Genomic DNA, 14,241 nt, shown 5'->3' with positions numbered 1-14,241 from the left:
ATTAAAGTATTGTGTATACAATATAACAATTGTCATATCTTAAGTCAATATGTCTTTTCAAAATTGTCCAAAAACACTTCACATACGAAAAAGAACGAGCCGACACCTTTATTATCCAAAGATTTCACTCGTCCTTTTAACCTATTTCCCCAAATACATCTACGCTTTATATTCTGATATTAACCAATTCACAATCGTTGGTATCATATAGCCTGTCGGTCCTTTGGGCCCCTTATATGTTTTTTTCGTTGTTGTCGCCGGACCAGCGATATCCACATGTAAATGTGGTGTTTCCCCACTAAAATGTGTTACAAACGCTGCAGCAAACAATGCTTTACCATGTGCATTCACATGATTCGTCAAATCTGCAATATCCGATGCTTTAATGTTGCGACGTTCCGTCTCTGTAATCGGCAATTCGTATACCGCTTCATCAACACGATGAGCTGTATCTAGAATCGCTTGAAGCAATCCAATATCAGCATTTTTATTGAATATTGCCGCTTTGTCTTCTCCTAAAGCTACCACCGCAGCACCTGTCAATGTTGCAAAATCAATAATTAAGTTTGGAGCAAATTGATTGGCATAAAACGATGCATCCGCCAATACAAGGCGACCTTCTGCATCTGTATTCGGTACCTCAACGGTTTCTCCACTCAGTGCTGTAAAAACATCATCTGGTTTCATCGCATTGTTGGCGATCATATTTTCTGCTGCCGCAATGACTGCTACAATATTCACTTTCAATTCCAATTGTGCAACCGCATCTACCATACCAATGACGTTTGCTGCACCACACATATCAAACTTCATCGTAGGCATACCTGTTTTCGACTTAATCGAATAGCCACCAGAATCATATGTGATCCCTTTACCAACTAATGCAATCACATCATCAGCATGTTCTGGATCACCTTCATATTTTAGCGTAATCACACGTGGCGGATTGATAGATCCTTTACCTACTGCATGTATTAAACCGAATCCTTCTTGTTGAATGGCATGCTCATCTTTTACACTAACATCTACAATTGTATCTTTAAAACGCTCTTGAACAAGCGTTGCCAAGTAATCAGGCGTTAAGATATTTGGTGGGATATTGCCTAAAGTTCTCGCATAATTAATCCCTTCTCCAATCTTTTGACCTTCATTAAATGCTGTCTGAATAGGCTCATTCTCAGCTTGCCATTGGATTTGGAGTTCAAATGGTGCGACTTTGTCTGATCGATAGCTGTCAAATTCATATGTTGCTTGTTCATATTGCAAGCCCATTGTTTGGAATACTGTATGTACATCAAGAGATTTGGATAAAAATGTCTGTGCATATAATTGAACTTCTGCAATGCGTTCTGCTTGTAAATATTGGAATAATGCACCCCATATTTTCAAATAATCCCGCTGTTCATGTTGACTGATATTGCCGAGTCCAACTGTTATAAATTTGTAGTGAACATCTCCTACTGTTACAGGTACTGATGACACTGTTCCAATATGACTTTTGATAAACTTTTGCTTCTTTAATATTTGAAGTGCTTCAAATAATGCGTCATCTGAAATTGCACCCGTCTCATATTGATTGAATTGATCTGGAACGCCTATGACATGAATTGTTTCTTTTTCTCTGTTCGTTGACATGGATGTAATCCCCCTTATTTTCATTAGTTCTATTGTAACAAACATCACAGTAGTGTAGCAGAAATACCTACATTTGTGAAAACCAAAAAAATCGAGCATATGCGCATAGCATTGCCCGATTTCTATTATTCCTGATGTTTAGAATTTACCTTTTTTGTATGCTAAACCTAAGCCACCAATTTTGAAAATTGCACGTGTATCGATAACACGCTTCATGAATGCTGCTTTTTTACCAGTGATTTCACGACCATATACAATACCTACACCGTCATGACGACCTAAAGAACATACAGTACCACGATCAACATACTTGAAGTTTTCAGTTGGTTCGCCTTTTAAGATATGTGCAATGTTTGTCGCTGTTTTCTCACCTTGTTGCATTGCGATTTGTGCTGTTGTTGGTAATGGACGTTCTCCACCTTCTGGAATAAATGCTGAAACATCACCAATAACGAAAATATCATCGTAACCTTCGATTGTTAAATCTTGTTTCGTAACGATACGACCACGTTTTACACCTTCGAATGATTTTTCCATTAAGTTGCTACCGCGAACACCAGCAGCCCAAACAACAGTGTTTGCTTCAAGTTGTTGCTCTTTGTCGTCTACTTTTACAACGAAACCTTTTTCGTTTGCAGCAACGATTGGCGTACCAACTTTGAACTCTACGCCGCGTTCTTCTAAGTAGCTCACTGCGTGGCTTACTAACTCGTCTGAGAACATTGGTAACATTTTAGGAGCTGCTTCAACGCAAGTGATTTTCACTTTGCTTTGATCAACGCCATATTTGTTTGCTAATTCTGGAATACGGTCTGTTAATTCACCTAAGAATTCAACACCTGTGAAACCAGCACCGCCGACTAAGATTGCTAAGTCTTTGCTATCTTTTGTTTTTGATGCAGCATAGTTCGCAAACTTGTCTTCAATGTGACGTGAAATTTGACGTGCTGTATGAACGTTCTCAATTTGGAAAGCATGTTCTTTCATACCTTCAATGCCAAATGTTTCTGATTCAAAACCTAAAGCAACAACTAAGATATCAAAATCAAAAATCCCTCTTGTTGTTTCTACTTTTTTCGCATTGCGGTCAATTTTTGTCACTTCTGCAGTTACAAATTCTACATGACTCTTAAGTACACTCTCAATTGGATATAATAAATCTTCATAGTTGATTGTACCTGCTGATGCTTCATGTAACCATGTTGATTCGTAGTGATAATCATTTTTGTTAATTAACGTAATTTGTGCATCTTCTTCTGAAAGTTGCTTTTGAAGTTTCGCCACAGCTTGTAATCCTGCATAACCAGCACCTAAAACAAGTACTTTTTTACGTTCTGCCATTCTCATTCACCTATTCCTTCATTATTTTATTAATACATTTGATACTGTATACCCACTATGCTTAAACAGTACACAATTTCTTAAAGTTAGTCATCTATTAGTTTATAGTTTTTTAGAACTGAATTCAAGCGTTCATGCCATTTCTTTCCTATTTATTACTGAATATTTTATTGAATCATTACAGATAACCAGAAACAATGAAAGCGCTTTAATATTCTTATAAAAATAAATAACCGCATATGATGGTAACCATGCGATTATTTATTAAATGTTGATATGAAATCATGTCAAAAATTTTAAATCCATTAACATTCTTCTGGAGTACCAGCTACCTTGTCAGTACGGAACGAACTACCACAACCACATGAAGCGATGGCGTTTGGGTTATCAATTTGGAAGCCGCCACCCATTAATGATTGTTTGAAGTCGATCGTTGTACCATTTAAGATTGGTGCATCTTCAGGATCTACTAGCACTTTCAATCCATGAAATTCAAGCACTTCGTCATGTTCACCCGGCTCGGCTTCAGCTGTCATACCATATGTTAAACCTGTACATCCGCCACCATTTACTTTGACTTTCAAATAACCATCTGGCATATCATTTTGCTTTAACATATCTTTTACTTCGTACGCTGCTGCTTCTGTTAATATTACTGTCGACATCTTACTTCCTCCTTAAAATAACCAAGTTTCTTCTATATGCTTATAAATATTTTTTAATAATTCATCAGGTGTTTCACCTTCAACAATGTCCCCATTCACAAGTGCGTAAAGTCCCGAGCTACAAACACCACAATTCTGTAAACATCCATAGTCTAATACATCAACATTTGGATCCTTATCTAAAGTATCAAAAACGACTTGGGAACCTCTTGCCAAATTAGAAATACAAAACTCGACAATTGGATTCATCCTACACCTTCTTCATTCAATTTAATGATGTCATTATAGCAAAAATGATTATAATACGCTATGTAATGGCTCATCCGATAGAGAATGACACGCCCATTACAAACAATTTAATTTGTCTTATAGGCGATGATTGTAAGGTTTTAAAAAAAAGTCTATAATTAAATATGAACAATTATCAAACTTTTAAGTTATTGTATGTGACTTGGCTATTTTTAAGGGGCATTGATAAAATACCAGCTCACATTTAAATCTTCATGGGTAAAGGGGAGTACAAAATGAAAAGTTTAGTTTTATTAGGTGGCGGATACGGGAATATGCGTATATTGTCAAAGATATTGCCGGATGCTTTACCAGATGATTATCGTGTGACATTGATTGATCGCATGCCATATCATGGTTTAAAAACGGAATTTTATGCTTTGGCTGCCGGTTCAAAATCTGATAAAGAAGTCCGCGTAAACTTTCCAAAAGAAGAGCGTATTAACACTGTTTACGGGGAAATCACCAATATTGATTTGGACAATCAAATCATCTCAGTTGGTCAAACACGTGTTGATTATGATGATCTTGTCATTGGACTTGGTTGTGAAGACAAATATCATAACGTGCCTGGTGCGAAAGAATATACATATAGTATTCAAACACTTGCTGATGCACGTAAAACTTATCATGATATTTCTGAACTGCCAAGTGGCGCACAAGTAGGTATCGTCGGCGCAGGTCTAAGTGGTATTGAACTAGCGAGCGCACTTCGTGAAAGCCGTGATGACTTGGATATCTTTTTGTATGATCGTGGGGATCGTATTCTGAATCAATTTCCTGAAAAACTAAGCAATTACGTAAAAAAATGGTTTGATCAGCACAATGTGACAGTTGTTCCAAACTCAAATATTGTGAAAGTTGATCCGGGCACACTGTACAATAAAGATACGAAAAATGAACACGATTTGATTGTATGGACTGCTGGTATTCAACCTGTTTCTATTGTGCGTAATTTACCTGTTGACTTGAGTAGAAGTAATCGTGTGATGGTCAATCAATATCATCAAATTCCAACTTATCCAAATGTCTATGTTGTTGGAGATTGTGCAAACTTACCATTCGCACCGAGTGCGCAACTCGCAGAGGAACAAGCGGATCAAATTGCCGATGTGTTGAAGACACTTTGGCAAGGAAAGCCACTGCCGGAAAAAATGCCGGAGATTAAAATTCAAGGCTTTTTAGGTGCGCTAGGAGAAAAGAAAGGCTTTGCTTACCTGATGGATACAACTGTAACAGGGCGTCTGGCATCCATTTTAAAATCAGGTGTTCTATGGCTCTATAAACATCATAATGGTTAAAATGAGTAAAAGCCTGTGGCATCTACAACGCCACAGGCTTTCTATCTATGTTATTAAAATACCTGTTCAACCTCAATCACACCAGGCACTTCTTCTACAAGTGCACGTTCAATACCTGCCTTCAAAGTAATTGTGCTACTTGGGCATGTACCACAAGCACCTAATAATTGAAGCTTTACAATTCCATCTTCTACATCAACAAGTGCACAATCACCACCATCACGTAGTAAAAATGGACGTAACTTTTCGATGACCTCTGCGACTTGATCATACATTGTTGTATCTTCAGTTGGCATATGCAATGCCTCCTTTCAAGTTAAATGGTTCATATTCTTCCTTTTTCTTATTATAATAGAAATAGTATGGAAAATCTATTGTATTAACTAGGGGGATTATTAAATGACAAAAGTGAGCGTAGTGATATACGGGGCGGAAACAGTTTGTGCCAGTTGTGTGAATGCACCGAGTGCACGCAATACATATGACTGGTTACAAACACTCCTACCAAAAAAATACCCAGAACTCGACTTTAAATTCACCTATATCGATATTGATCGTGACACAGAAAACTTAACAGATCACGATGATCAGTTTATAGAACAAATTAAAAATGACGAGCTTTTTTACCCACTTGTAACGATGAATGACGAATATGTCGCTGATGGTTATGTGCAACTGAAACCACTGAAACGGTATATGTCTGAGCAATTCGGAGTAACGGATACGACAAATTAATAACTGCATATAAAAACAGGAATGAGACTTCATCATCATTCCTGTTTATTTTAATATGGCTATTTCGCTAACACTTGGTTACGTGCAGGTTTACCTTGCACGACGTCTTCAATATTTAATACGCAAGTTTGAATCATCTGATCACGTGTTAATACTGTTGCGCTACCGATATGTGGAGTCACAATCGCATTTGGTAATGTAAGTAATGGATGATCCATACGAATCGGTTCATCACGCACAACATCCAATGCACACCCAGCAATTTCACCAGATTGAAGTGCTTCAACTAAATCTTCTTCGACAACAATATCTCCACGACCAATATTCACAAATATTGCATCGTTACGCATCATTTTGAATACATCTTTGTTAAATTTATTACGGGTCTCCTGTGTTGAAGGTGCTGTACAAACAATGAAATCACTTTCACGAACAAGCGTCTCAAAAGACGTATAAAATGCCCCCAGTTCATGTTCTGCTTTCGTATTGCGTGAACGATTGTGATATAGAATGTCAGCGTTAAATCCTTTCAAACGACGTGCGAAAGCTCTACCAATCTCACCCATACCATAAATACCAACTTTAGAACGGTATATATCTTTTCCTGCGAGCAGGTAAGGTCCCCAACTCTCCCACTTGCCATCTTGAACGTAATCAATCGCCTCAGACAAACGTCTTGACGCTGCCATCATCAATGCAAAGCCAAGTTCTGCAGTTGTTTCACTCAAAACATGTGGCGTGTTCGAAATAACAACATTACGTTGCTCTGCTTCTACAAGATCAATATTGTCATATCCTACTGCCATATTGGCAATAATTTTTAAATGAGGTGCTTGTTCAAGCAATGTACGATCAATGTTCTCACTCAATGTCACAAGTAATATTGTCTTATCCACTGCCGCTTCTAAAAACGCTTCACGCGGCATCGGTGTCAAATGGTGATCCCACATCTCAACTTCACCCATTAACTCTAAACGCTGTTTAAACTTTTCTGGAATTCGACGTGTAACTAAAATTTTCTCCATATGATCACTGCCCTTTTTCTATTTCTTTCAACAATACTGATAAGTTTTCAATACTAACAGTTGGTGGGATGTCTTTTGATAGCACTTCTTCTTTAGACGTCACGCCAGTTTGCACATGAACTGTGTCGATACCAATATTGATACCTGACATGATATCCGTATCGTATAAGTCACCGATCATTGCCACTTCCGACTTCTCTAACTGCAATAAGTCTAAAGCCTTTTGCATAATTGGTGTTTCAGGTTTTCCAATAAATATTGGTTCTGTTTTTGAAGAAACGGTCACAACACTTGTTAAAGAACCATTTCCCGGTAAGAAACCTTGTTCTTTCGGAATAGATGGATCTTTGTTCGTCGAAATGAATGTAGCACCACGCTGAACTGCCAATGTCGCTTTCGTCAACTTCTCATAATTAATATTTTCATCCAATCCAACAACAACAAAATCAACTTCGATATCATCTTTTAAGTTTAATCCAGCTGACATCAATGCTGATCTTAGACCCGTGTCACCAATCATATAGACAGATGCGTTCGGTTTTTCACTACTGATATAATCAGCCGTGGCCATTGCTGAAGTAACCACTTCTGATGGACGTGCTTCAATACCAATCGAAGCTAACTTTTCAACTACATCTTCAGGTGACTTGGTTGAATTATTTGTCACGTATAAGTGTGGAATCTCATATTTGTTTAAACCATTAATAAATTCAACGGCACCTTCAATGACTTGACTACCTCTATATAGCGTACCGTCTAAGTCAATCAAATAGGCTTTGTATGTTTTCATCTATGCTTGTTCTCCTTTACCAAATGCTGTTACAGGTACATTTTCATTCTCTAAAAAATGTAAAATTTCTTTGATAAATTGTTGATAGTAAGGAACGGCACGATCAAACAATGGTACTAATGTCTGGCTGTCTAATTCATCATACAAGTGAACAAATTGACGACGCACATCAATCGTTTCGTGTAGCACTGTTTTTGTCTCTTTTGATATAGCACCTTCTAATTCCAAAATATCTACAACATCTTTGTAATTACCAGGATCTCGTAATATAAATGCATCGATTATCATATTACCGATATCTACTGACGACTCTATCAACATCTGTGCCACACGTTCAAAGGCATAGGCGTTGGTCTTAATCGATTCATAATCTTCCGTTAACTGCTTTAAATATGTGAGTTTTTTTGATAACTGTTCTTTGTCTACAAAATACATATTTGTCACCCCTATTCCTATCTATCATATCACAATTTTGCGTGTCACTTCATTTCTCGATATACTGAGCATATACGATTTTTAAAGGAGTTCTTGTTATGATAGATATGTTTTTATATGATGACGTCGAACCGTCACAAATCCGTTTTGTTGGCTTTATTGGCGAAGAGACACGTTATGACCTTATCTTGCTTCAAACAGATCGTCACTACGGAAAAACGTTAGTGTTGAATACACAAACGAACAAATTCGGCATTATTGGTACAGATGACTTAGATGAAGAAGGTTACATTGCCTATATTCTCGGTGTCAACGAAGCAGAAGGCGAAGAACTCACAGACTATTTACGCGATGTCATTCGTTAACAAAAACCCCATGAACGTTGAAATGCATGCATTTCGACACCATGGGGTTTCATCATATATTAACTTTGAATTGTGGGCTGGATTTTGACATTTTTCAACTTGTCTTCTTCATCTATTTCAACGTCTTCACTCAATAACTGCTGATCGACTTCTTGTTTGGATAAACGTCTCAAGACAAAATACGCACATCCAAAATTACAGTATTCTAATAAGTAATCCTGAATGGTAGAAAAACGTTTGTTAAAATCTGCTTTTTTATAAGTATCTCTATAAAAGCCCTTCAAGCGAAGTTGGTCATAGCCATAATCACCAACTACAAAATCATATTTATCTAGAATTTCTGAATAACGTGATACAAAATCTTCTTCGTTAAAAGCATCTCGATACGACTCTATCAATTCAAAATAATGATTGCCTGCTTTGATCATATTTGCATCACCTAGTCATTACGAATTAAGTTGTTCATCACCAAGACGTTGTTTCGCTTTAGCCGCTTCGTTCACTTGCTCATCCGCATGATATGAACTTCTTACAAGTGGGCCTGCTTGGCAATGTTTGAATCCTTTTTCCATTGCAACTTTACGTAACTTACCAAATTCTAATGGTGTGTAGTATTTTTGTACTTTCAAGTGCTTACGTGAAGGTTGTAAATATTGACCGATTGTTAAAATATCTACATCGTTCGCACGTAAGTCATCCATTGTTTCATGAAGTTCTTCGATTGTTTCACCTAATCCAACCATAATACTAGATTTTGTTGGAATATCTGGTTGTAATTCTTTAGAACGACGTAAAAATTCAAGTGTACGATCGTATGTCGCACGTGCACGAACTCTTGGTGACAAACGACGAACTGTTTCGATATTGTGGTTTAAAATGTCTGGACGTGCAGCCATCAATGTTTTTAACGCTTCATAATCTCCACCCATATCTGAAGGTAAGATTTCAATCGTTGTATAAGGATTGCGTTCACGGACTTTACGAACCGTTTCTGCATATACGTTAGAACCTGCATCTTTTAAATCATCACGTGCAACAGCTGTAATAACAACATGTTTCAGATTCATCAATTCTACCGATTCAGCAACACGTTCTGGTTCACCTAAGTCCAATTCATTCGGTAAACCTGTTTTAACCGCACAGAAGCGACACGCACGTGTACAAACATCTCCTAAAATCATGAATGTAGCAGTTCGACGCGCACCCCAACATTCGTGAATGTTCGGACACTTCGCTTCTTCACATACAGTATGCAAGTTTTTCTCTCGCATCATCTTCTTAAGACCTGTATAGTTCTCATTCGTATTTAACTTTATTTTCAACCAATCTGGTTTGCGTAAAATTTCTTCGTTTTTCGTAGCCATAGCAGCGGATACCCTCCTGTGAAATTTAACTCTTTATTTATTATAACGGACTTTACTCAAAATTAAAATGGACTTGTTTTATGTTTTAAAGCTCTTGTAAATAGGCTTTGAAAATATCACGTAAAAATGCTGGCATAATATAATCCATTGATTGTCCTTTTAACATCGGGAAATAACGTCCAAATGTATACATATCTACTGTCCCAAGCAAATACGTTTCGTCATCTTGAATCTCTACGCCATTAACGAAATAACGATTACTTGAGTCGATATATCCTGCATTGTAAAGAATATATCCACCAAAAATATCTCCACGAAAACCTAATCCTTGGGCATGTTCATACATATATGTCTGTTCTCGCGCTGTCATCAAGATGTCTTTGAGCACACGACCTGACACCCTTGCCCTTACCGTATTAATTGGATGCGGCAACATTTGATGAATATCGTATTCCGTCAATATTTTTTGTTCATAGCCTTTAACCATCAATCCAGCATTAATAATCGTACAATCTGCACCAATATAATCATGAACACTTTGAGCCAATCGATATGTTGCTTCAGTAATAAAGTTCGTTTCTCGTTGCAATGTCATCGGCTTTGTGACGACAGGGCGATTGAGTATCGCACGCCCTTCTTGTTCAAAGTCCGTCTTTACTTCAGGCAAAGTACCCAACGCATGCAACGTTGCACGTTTACTCACGACTTGTTGTGCTTCAATTTCTAACGTCACTTCTCCGAGATAGTGACCGTATTTACCTGCTGCTGCCATGAGTACACCGTTAGATACCTTTCCTTCCAAGAAATGATGATGTGTATGTGAACCGAGTATCACATCAGCTTCCGGTAGCAATTTGCATAGTTCTTCATCAAAAAAGATACCCGCATGGCTCATTACGATAAGTACATCATACTGCTCTTTCCGTTGACGCACCACATGTTGAATCGCTGCGAGCGGATCTGTCACAAGCCAATCTAAAGCACGATAGAATGGCGTAAATGCCGCTGTGACACCTACAAACAGAAATCGAACGCCCTCAACTTCTTTTATATATGATTCTACAAAGTTGTTCGGCAGTTGCCCCGATTCATCAAACACATTTGCACACGTCACAGTGAAATTCGCCTCATCATATAACGTATTCAACGCATCATGAGATATCGTCATTCCTTCATTATTACCAATCGTCGCAATATCACAATTTGCTTCATTCAATAACTGCACATTGCGTTTTCCCATCGTCCCTTCTGTTACAGGCAGCGATAAATCTACATGATCACCAATATCTAAATAAAGCGATGGATGATCAAGTTTTGGGCGTTGTTCCGCCATATACGTCTTGATACGTGAAAATGCATCAAGATGACTATGTATATCGTTCGTATGGTACAATGTTACACGCATCTATATTCTCCTTCCTTCAACTAAAAAACGATCGTGTGATCAAATAGATTCCCAACACAAGCATCACCATGCGCAGAATTAAGACAACCGTATCTGATTTGACTGAACGATTGATTCTCACGCCTAACTTGGCACCAATCCAACTTGCCACTATCAATATAAGACTGTATCCCCAAACAACATGTCCAAGAATAATATGACCAACTGAGCCTGTAATACTCGAAAAGAATATCATCATCATACTCGTTCCAACTGCCACATGCGGCGGGAAACGGAAAACAAGCAGCATCAATGGTGTCATCAACGCGCCTCCACCGATACCGAAAAGACCTGACGTTAAACCGATTAAAAATGACAAAACAACTGCAACAGAAGGCACCACACCGTAACGATACGTTTCACCGTGTGCATCTGTAAATGACTTCATGTAACGCTCTTGTTGGAATGCTTGAATCGGCGGTATTTTATGACGAATCATTAATAAGATAGATACAAAAATAAGAAAAATACCAAAGTATCGGTTGAAAGAATGAAGTGTTAAAAATTGACTAAGATATGCGCCGATGAGCGCACCCGGAATAATCCCAATTAAGAAAATCATACCGTTTTTAACGTCTACTTGCTTTTGCTTTAAATACCCCAAACTCGATGTGAGTCCTGTCACAATTAATATAATCGATGATGTACCGATAGCAGTTTGTGGTGTTATGCCATGCAAGACATCCAGCGTGACACCGAAATATATGAGTGTCGGCACAATAATTATGCCACCGCCAATACCAACAATGGAGCCGATGACAGCGGATAAAAAACCGACTAATAATAATATGATGATACTCATGATTCTATCTCCTTAAAATAACTTTAACTGTTGTGGCGCAAGCCCTTCATAATCAATGCCCAAAAACTGTTGTAATGTTTTCGCATTTTGTGCGGCGTGTCCACCTGAATTATTGTTAAATATGACATAGACTTTATCAGTTTTTTTCTCAAGAATTTGCATGTGTGCGGATAATTGTCGTAATTCATCATCGTTGTAGTCATACAAATAGCGTACATCCCGCCATTCTTGATCCGTCATATCTTTTTTCGTCCAGCCATGTACATTTCGCCCATGCAAGCGCACGAGTGCAGTTGCTTGTGTCATACGATTCACAAAAGGAACAGACCCTTCACCCGCCTGTGGTTCATCACAAACAGCATGTATCAATTGATGTTCTGTTAAAAATGATAAAGTATGTTCTTTCATCTCGTCCGCAAACCATGATTGATGACGAAATTCAATACACACGGGAAGCTGTTCTAACTGGGCACGCACATAACGGATATAATTCACATTTTTTGAATTACAATCGAACCACGGTGGAAATTGAACTAATACCATTGCCAATTTGTCTGCTTCGATCATTGGTTGCAACATTTGACGAAAGTCATTGAATAGTCCTGCGATTGATTCAGCATAATCCCGATAATCAGCATGCAGCGTCAATGCCTGATGAATCTTAACAACAAACTTGAACCGGTCAGGTGTTTCTTTAATCCACTTGATGATATTGCGCTCTGGCTGAATCGCATAATAGGAAGCATCGAGTTCTACAATTGGAAAGTGACCCGCATATGTCTTCAGCTTATCTGATTTTCGTTCCATGTCTTCATATAAACTATCATGATCTCCCCATCCTGTTAGACCAATCTCTATCATTCTATGTCTTCCCTTCTATATTAGCACATTCATCGTATCACACTGATATCTTGCCTTACAGTATTCTGTCTATCAAATAAGCATCTCAAAAGAACAAGCAGGCACAACTACAAGTTGAGCCTGTCTACTTGCTGTTGTGCCTCTGTTACTAATCTATTCATGAGTGCTTTTACATCTGTATCTCTTGCCAGTCGCGCTCCTTGTCCACTCCATACGTGTGTCCAATCAGCATTGCCCTCTTGAGCGGCTGCCGCACGTATTTGTTTCGTCACATCATTTTGAATTGGATACGGCAACACTTGATCACGTACACTTTCCAAGTCATCAATCAACGTGTTGCGAATCCCTCTTGCTGCTTTTCCACTCAACACTTTTGTCACAACAGTATCTGTTTCCACACTGTTCAAAATCGCTTGTCTATGTACCGGTTTTGATGCACTTTCTTTTGTCGTTAAAAAGGCTGTCCCAAGCTGTACACCCGCTGCGCCTAATACATGACTCGCTACCCAACCACGACCGTCCATAATTCCACCTGCAGCGATTACAGGAATCTTCACATGGTCTACAATTTGCGGAACAAGTGCCATCGTTCCAACAAGTGATGTCACACCATCTTGCTGGAACGCCGCACGATGACCGCCCGCTTCACTTCCTTGAGCAACTACGGCATCCATACCAATACGTTCCACTTCCTGCGCTTCCGACACTGTCGTCGCACTTCCGACAACAACAACACCAGCATCATGCAGTTGTGATACAACTTCAACCGTTGGAACACCGAATGTGAACGCACAGACAGCTACGTTATATTCAATAACAACGTTCACTAATTGTTGAAATGTTTCTGGGTCATGTGCACCCGGTTTGGGCGTTTCAATCGACAACGCATCCCGATACGATTGAAGATGCGTATTCATCGTATCAACATCCGCTTCCGCATATGTAAATGATTCAGGGACAAACAAATTCACTGCGAATGGTTTCGACGTCAGCTGTTTCACCTGTTGAATCTCTTGAGTCAGTTTTTCAGGTGTCATATACCCTGCGCCAATCGTTCCAAGACCACCCGCTTCTGACACACTTGCTACAAGTTCAGGTGTTGTTGAACCAGCCATTCCAGCTTGAATAATAGGCAATTGAATACTACACTGTTTTGTTATCTCTGTTTGATACCACATATCCTCATCCCC

At 38.6% G+C, this 14,241-nt stretch carries 17 protein-coding genes; 3 read left to right on the top strand and 14 right to left on the bottom strand.

The window, feature by feature from the left end; genetic code table 11:
- Positions 1 to 159: 159 nt before the first annotated feature.
- The 4 genes from C7J88_RS10015 to C7J88_RS10000 all read right to left on the bottom strand — a co-directional run bounded on the left by C7J88_RS10015 (position 160) and on the right by C7J88_RS10000 (position 3,890).
- On the bottom strand, positions 160 to 1,635 hold the full coding sequence (locus tag C7J88_RS10015) for a leucyl aminopeptidase family protein (RefSeq protein WP_095115868.1): 1,476 nt from the start codon (positions 1,633 to 1,635) through the stop codon (positions 160 to 162).
- A gap of 138 nt (positions 1,636 to 1,773) precedes the next feature.
- Positions 1,774 to 2,976 carry an NAD(P)/FAD-dependent oxidoreductase gene (locus tag C7J88_RS10010; RefSeq protein WP_095115866.1) on the bottom strand — a complete coding sequence of 401 codons (1,203 nt, stop codon included), beginning with the start codon at positions 2,974 to 2,976 and terminating at the stop codon, positions 1,774 to 1,776.
- 305 nt (positions 2,977 to 3,281) lie between these two features.
- On the bottom strand, positions 3,282 to 3,641 hold the full coding sequence (locus C7J88_RS10005; RefSeq protein ID WP_095115864.1) for a HesB/IscA family protein: 360 nt from the start codon (positions 3,639 to 3,641) through the stop codon (positions 3,282 to 3,284).
- A 12-nt stretch (positions 3,642 to 3,653) separates the two neighbouring features.
- The gene (locus C7J88_RS10000) at positions 3,654 to 3,890 is read right to left on the bottom strand and encodes a YuzB family protein (RefSeq protein ID WP_095115862.1); all 237 of its coding nucleotides are present in this window, start codon (positions 3,888 to 3,890) and stop codon (positions 3,654 to 3,656) included.
- A 275-nt stretch (positions 3,891 to 4,165) separates the two neighbouring features.
- On the opposite strand from C7J88_RS10000, the gene C7J88_RS09995 reads away from it, so the two are divergent.
- Complete coding sequence (locus tag C7J88_RS09995; protein WP_095115860.1) at positions 4,166 to 5,230, top strand: NAD(P)/FAD-dependent oxidoreductase; 1,065 nt, start codon at positions 4,166 to 4,168, stop codon at positions 5,228 to 5,230.
- Between the two features lie 53 nt (positions 5,231 to 5,283).
- On the opposite strand, the gene C7J88_RS09990 is transcribed toward C7J88_RS09995, so the two are convergent.
- Positions 5,284 to 5,526 carry a NifU family protein gene (locus tag C7J88_RS09990; RefSeq protein WP_044360536.1) on the bottom strand — a complete coding sequence of 81 codons (243 nt, stop codon included), beginning with the start codon at positions 5,524 to 5,526 and terminating at the stop codon, positions 5,284 to 5,286.
- Between the two features lie 103 nt (positions 5,527 to 5,629).
- On the opposite strand from C7J88_RS09990, the gene C7J88_RS09985 reads away from it, so the two are divergent.
- Positions 5,630 to 5,965 (top strand): YuzD family protein, encoded by a 336-nt coding sequence (locus C7J88_RS09985; RefSeq protein WP_095115859.1) that lies wholly within the window; start codon positions 5,630 to 5,632, stop codon positions 5,963 to 5,965.
- Positions 5,966 to 6,024: 59 nt separating this feature from the next.
- Here the strand turns inward: C7J88_RS09985 and C7J88_RS09980 are convergent, their stop codons facing one another.
- The 3 genes from C7J88_RS09980 to C7J88_RS09970 are packed head-to-tail and all read right to left on the bottom strand — an operon-like array spanning position 6,025 to position 8,215.
- Complete coding sequence (locus C7J88_RS09980; RefSeq protein WP_095115857.1) at positions 6,025 to 6,990, bottom strand: 2-hydroxyacid dehydrogenase; 966 nt, start codon at positions 6,988 to 6,990, stop codon at positions 6,025 to 6,027.
- Between the two features lie 4 nt (positions 6,991 to 6,994).
- Entirely contained in the window at positions 6,995 to 7,780 is a 786-nt protein-coding gene (locus C7J88_RS09975) for a TIGR01457 family HAD-type hydrolase (protein ID WP_095115854.1), read from the bottom strand.
- A complete protein-coding gene (locus C7J88_RS09970) occupies positions 7,781 to 8,215 on the bottom strand; it encodes a DUF86 domain-containing protein (RefSeq protein WP_095115852.1) in 435 nt (144 codons plus the stop codon).
- Positions 8,216 to 8,313: 98 nt separating this feature from the next.
- Here C7J88_RS09970 and C7J88_RS09965 point away from each other — a divergent pair, with 98 nt between their 5' ends.
- Positions 8,314 to 8,580 carry a DUF3055 domain-containing protein gene (locus C7J88_RS09965; protein ID WP_095115850.1) on the top strand — a complete coding sequence of 89 codons (267 nt, stop codon included), beginning with the start codon at positions 8,314 to 8,316 and terminating at the stop codon, positions 8,578 to 8,580.
- Between the two features lie 59 nt (positions 8,581 to 8,639).
- Here the strand turns inward: C7J88_RS09965 and C7J88_RS09960 are convergent, their stop codons facing one another.
- From C7J88_RS09960 to C7J88_RS09935, 6 genes are all read right to left on the bottom strand, one after another.
- Positions 8,640 to 9,008 (bottom strand): YutD family protein, encoded by a 369-nt coding sequence (locus C7J88_RS09960; protein WP_095115848.1) that lies wholly within the window; start codon positions 9,006 to 9,008, stop codon positions 8,640 to 8,642.
- Positions 9,009 to 9,026: 18 nt separating this feature from the next.
- Positions 9,027 to 9,944: a lipoyl synthase gene (gene lipA, locus C7J88_RS09955; RefSeq protein WP_095115846.1), complete on the bottom strand. Its 918-nt coding sequence runs from the start codon at positions 9,942 to 9,944 to the stop codon at positions 9,027 to 9,029.
- An 85-nt stretch (positions 9,945 to 10,029) separates the two neighbouring features.
- Complete coding sequence (locus C7J88_RS09950) at positions 10,030 to 11,349, bottom strand: bifunctional metallophosphatase/5'-nucleotidase (RefSeq protein ID WP_095115844.1); 1,320 nt, start codon at positions 11,347 to 11,349, stop codon at positions 10,030 to 10,032.
- A 16-nt stretch (positions 11,350 to 11,365) separates the two neighbouring features.
- Positions 11,366 to 12,190, bottom strand: a complete 825-nt coding sequence (locus C7J88_RS09945) for a sulfite exporter TauE/SafE family protein (RefSeq protein ID WP_095115842.1) — start codon at positions 12,188 to 12,190, stop codon at positions 11,366 to 11,368.
- Between the two features lie 12 nt (positions 12,191 to 12,202).
- Positions 12,203 to 13,051: a DUF72 domain-containing protein gene (locus tag C7J88_RS09940; protein WP_095115840.1), complete on the bottom strand. Its 849-nt coding sequence runs from the start codon at positions 13,049 to 13,051 to the stop codon at positions 12,203 to 12,205.
- Positions 13,052 to 13,158: 107 nt separating this feature from the next.
- The gene (locus C7J88_RS09935) at positions 13,159 to 14,229 is read right to left on the bottom strand and encodes an NAD(P)H-dependent flavin oxidoreductase (protein WP_095115838.1); all 1,071 of its coding nucleotides are present in this window, start codon (positions 14,227 to 14,229) and stop codon (positions 13,159 to 13,161) included.
- Positions 14,230 to 14,241 lie beyond the last annotated feature (12 nt).

Source organism: Staphylococcus muscae (genome assembly GCF_003019275.1).
Taxonomy (GTDB): Bacteria; Bacillota; Bacilli; order Staphylococcales; family Staphylococcaceae; genus Staphylococcus; species Staphylococcus muscae.
The sequence above is the reverse complement of the archived record's forward strand: the minus strand, read 5'-3'. Positions and strand labels throughout refer to the sequence as shown.

Excerpts from the sequence above, each read along its gene's own strand:
- C7J88_RS09995 (WP_095115860.1), top strand. The coding sequence starts at position 4,166 with ATGAAAAGTTTAGTTTTATTAGGTGGCGGATACGGGAATATGCGTATA.
- C7J88_RS09990 (WP_044360536.1), bottom strand. The coding sequence starts at position 5,526 with ATGCCAACTGAAGATACAACAATGTATGATCAAGTCGCAGAGGTCATC.
- lipA (WP_095115846.1), bottom strand. The coding sequence starts at position 9,944 with ATGGCTACGAAAAACGAAGAAATTTTACGCAAACCAGATTGGTTGAAA.
- C7J88_RS09935 (WP_095115838.1), bottom strand. The coding sequence starts at position 14,229 with ATGTGGTATCAAACAGAGATAACAAAACAGTGTAGTATTCAATTGCCT.
- C7J88_RS09950 (WP_095115844.1), bottom strand. The coding sequence starts at position 11,349 with ATGCGTGTAACATTGTACCATACGAACGATATACATAGTCATCTTGAT.
- C7J88_RS09945 (WP_095115842.1), bottom strand. The coding sequence starts at position 12,190 with ATGAGTATCATCATATTATTATTAGTCGGTTTTTTATCCGCTGTCATC.
- C7J88_RS10005 (WP_095115864.1), bottom strand. The coding sequence starts at position 3,641 with ATGTCGACAGTAATATTAACAGAAGCAGCAGCGTACGAAGTAAAAGAT.
- C7J88_RS09980 (WP_095115857.1), bottom strand. The coding sequence starts at position 6,990 with ATGGAGAAAATTTTAGTTACACGTCGAATTCCAGAAAAGTTTAAACAG.
- C7J88_RS09985 (WP_095115859.1), top strand. The coding sequence starts at position 5,630 with ATGACAAAAGTGAGCGTAGTGATATACGGGGCGGAAACAGTTTGTGCC.
- C7J88_RS10010 (WP_095115866.1), bottom strand. The coding sequence starts at position 2,976 with ATGGCAGAACGTAAAAAAGTACTTGTTTTAGGTGCTGGTTATGCAGGA.
- C7J88_RS09960 (WP_095115848.1), bottom strand. The coding sequence starts at position 9,008 with ATGATCAAAGCAGGCAATCATTATTTTGAATTGATAGAGTCGTATCGA.
- C7J88_RS10000 (WP_095115862.1), bottom strand. The coding sequence starts at position 3,890 with ATGAATCCAATTGTCGAGTTTTGTATTTCTAATTTGGCAAGAGGTTCC.
- C7J88_RS09970 (WP_095115852.1), bottom strand. The coding sequence starts at position 8,215 with ATGTATTTTGTAGACAAAGAACAGTTATCAAAAAAACTCACATATTTA.
- C7J88_RS10015 (WP_095115868.1), bottom strand. The coding sequence starts at position 1,635 with ATGTCAACGAACAGAGAAAAAGAAACAATTCATGTCATAGGCGTTCCA.
- C7J88_RS09940 (WP_095115840.1), bottom strand. The coding sequence starts at position 13,051 with ATGATAGAGATTGGTCTAACAGGATGGGGAGATCATGATAGTTTATAT.
- C7J88_RS09975 (WP_095115854.1), bottom strand. The coding sequence starts at position 7,780 with ATGAAAACATACAAAGCCTATTTGATTGACTTAGACGGTACGCTATAT.
- C7J88_RS09965 (WP_095115850.1), top strand. The coding sequence starts at position 8,314 with ATGATAGATATGTTTTTATATGATGACGTCGAACCGTCACAAATCCGT.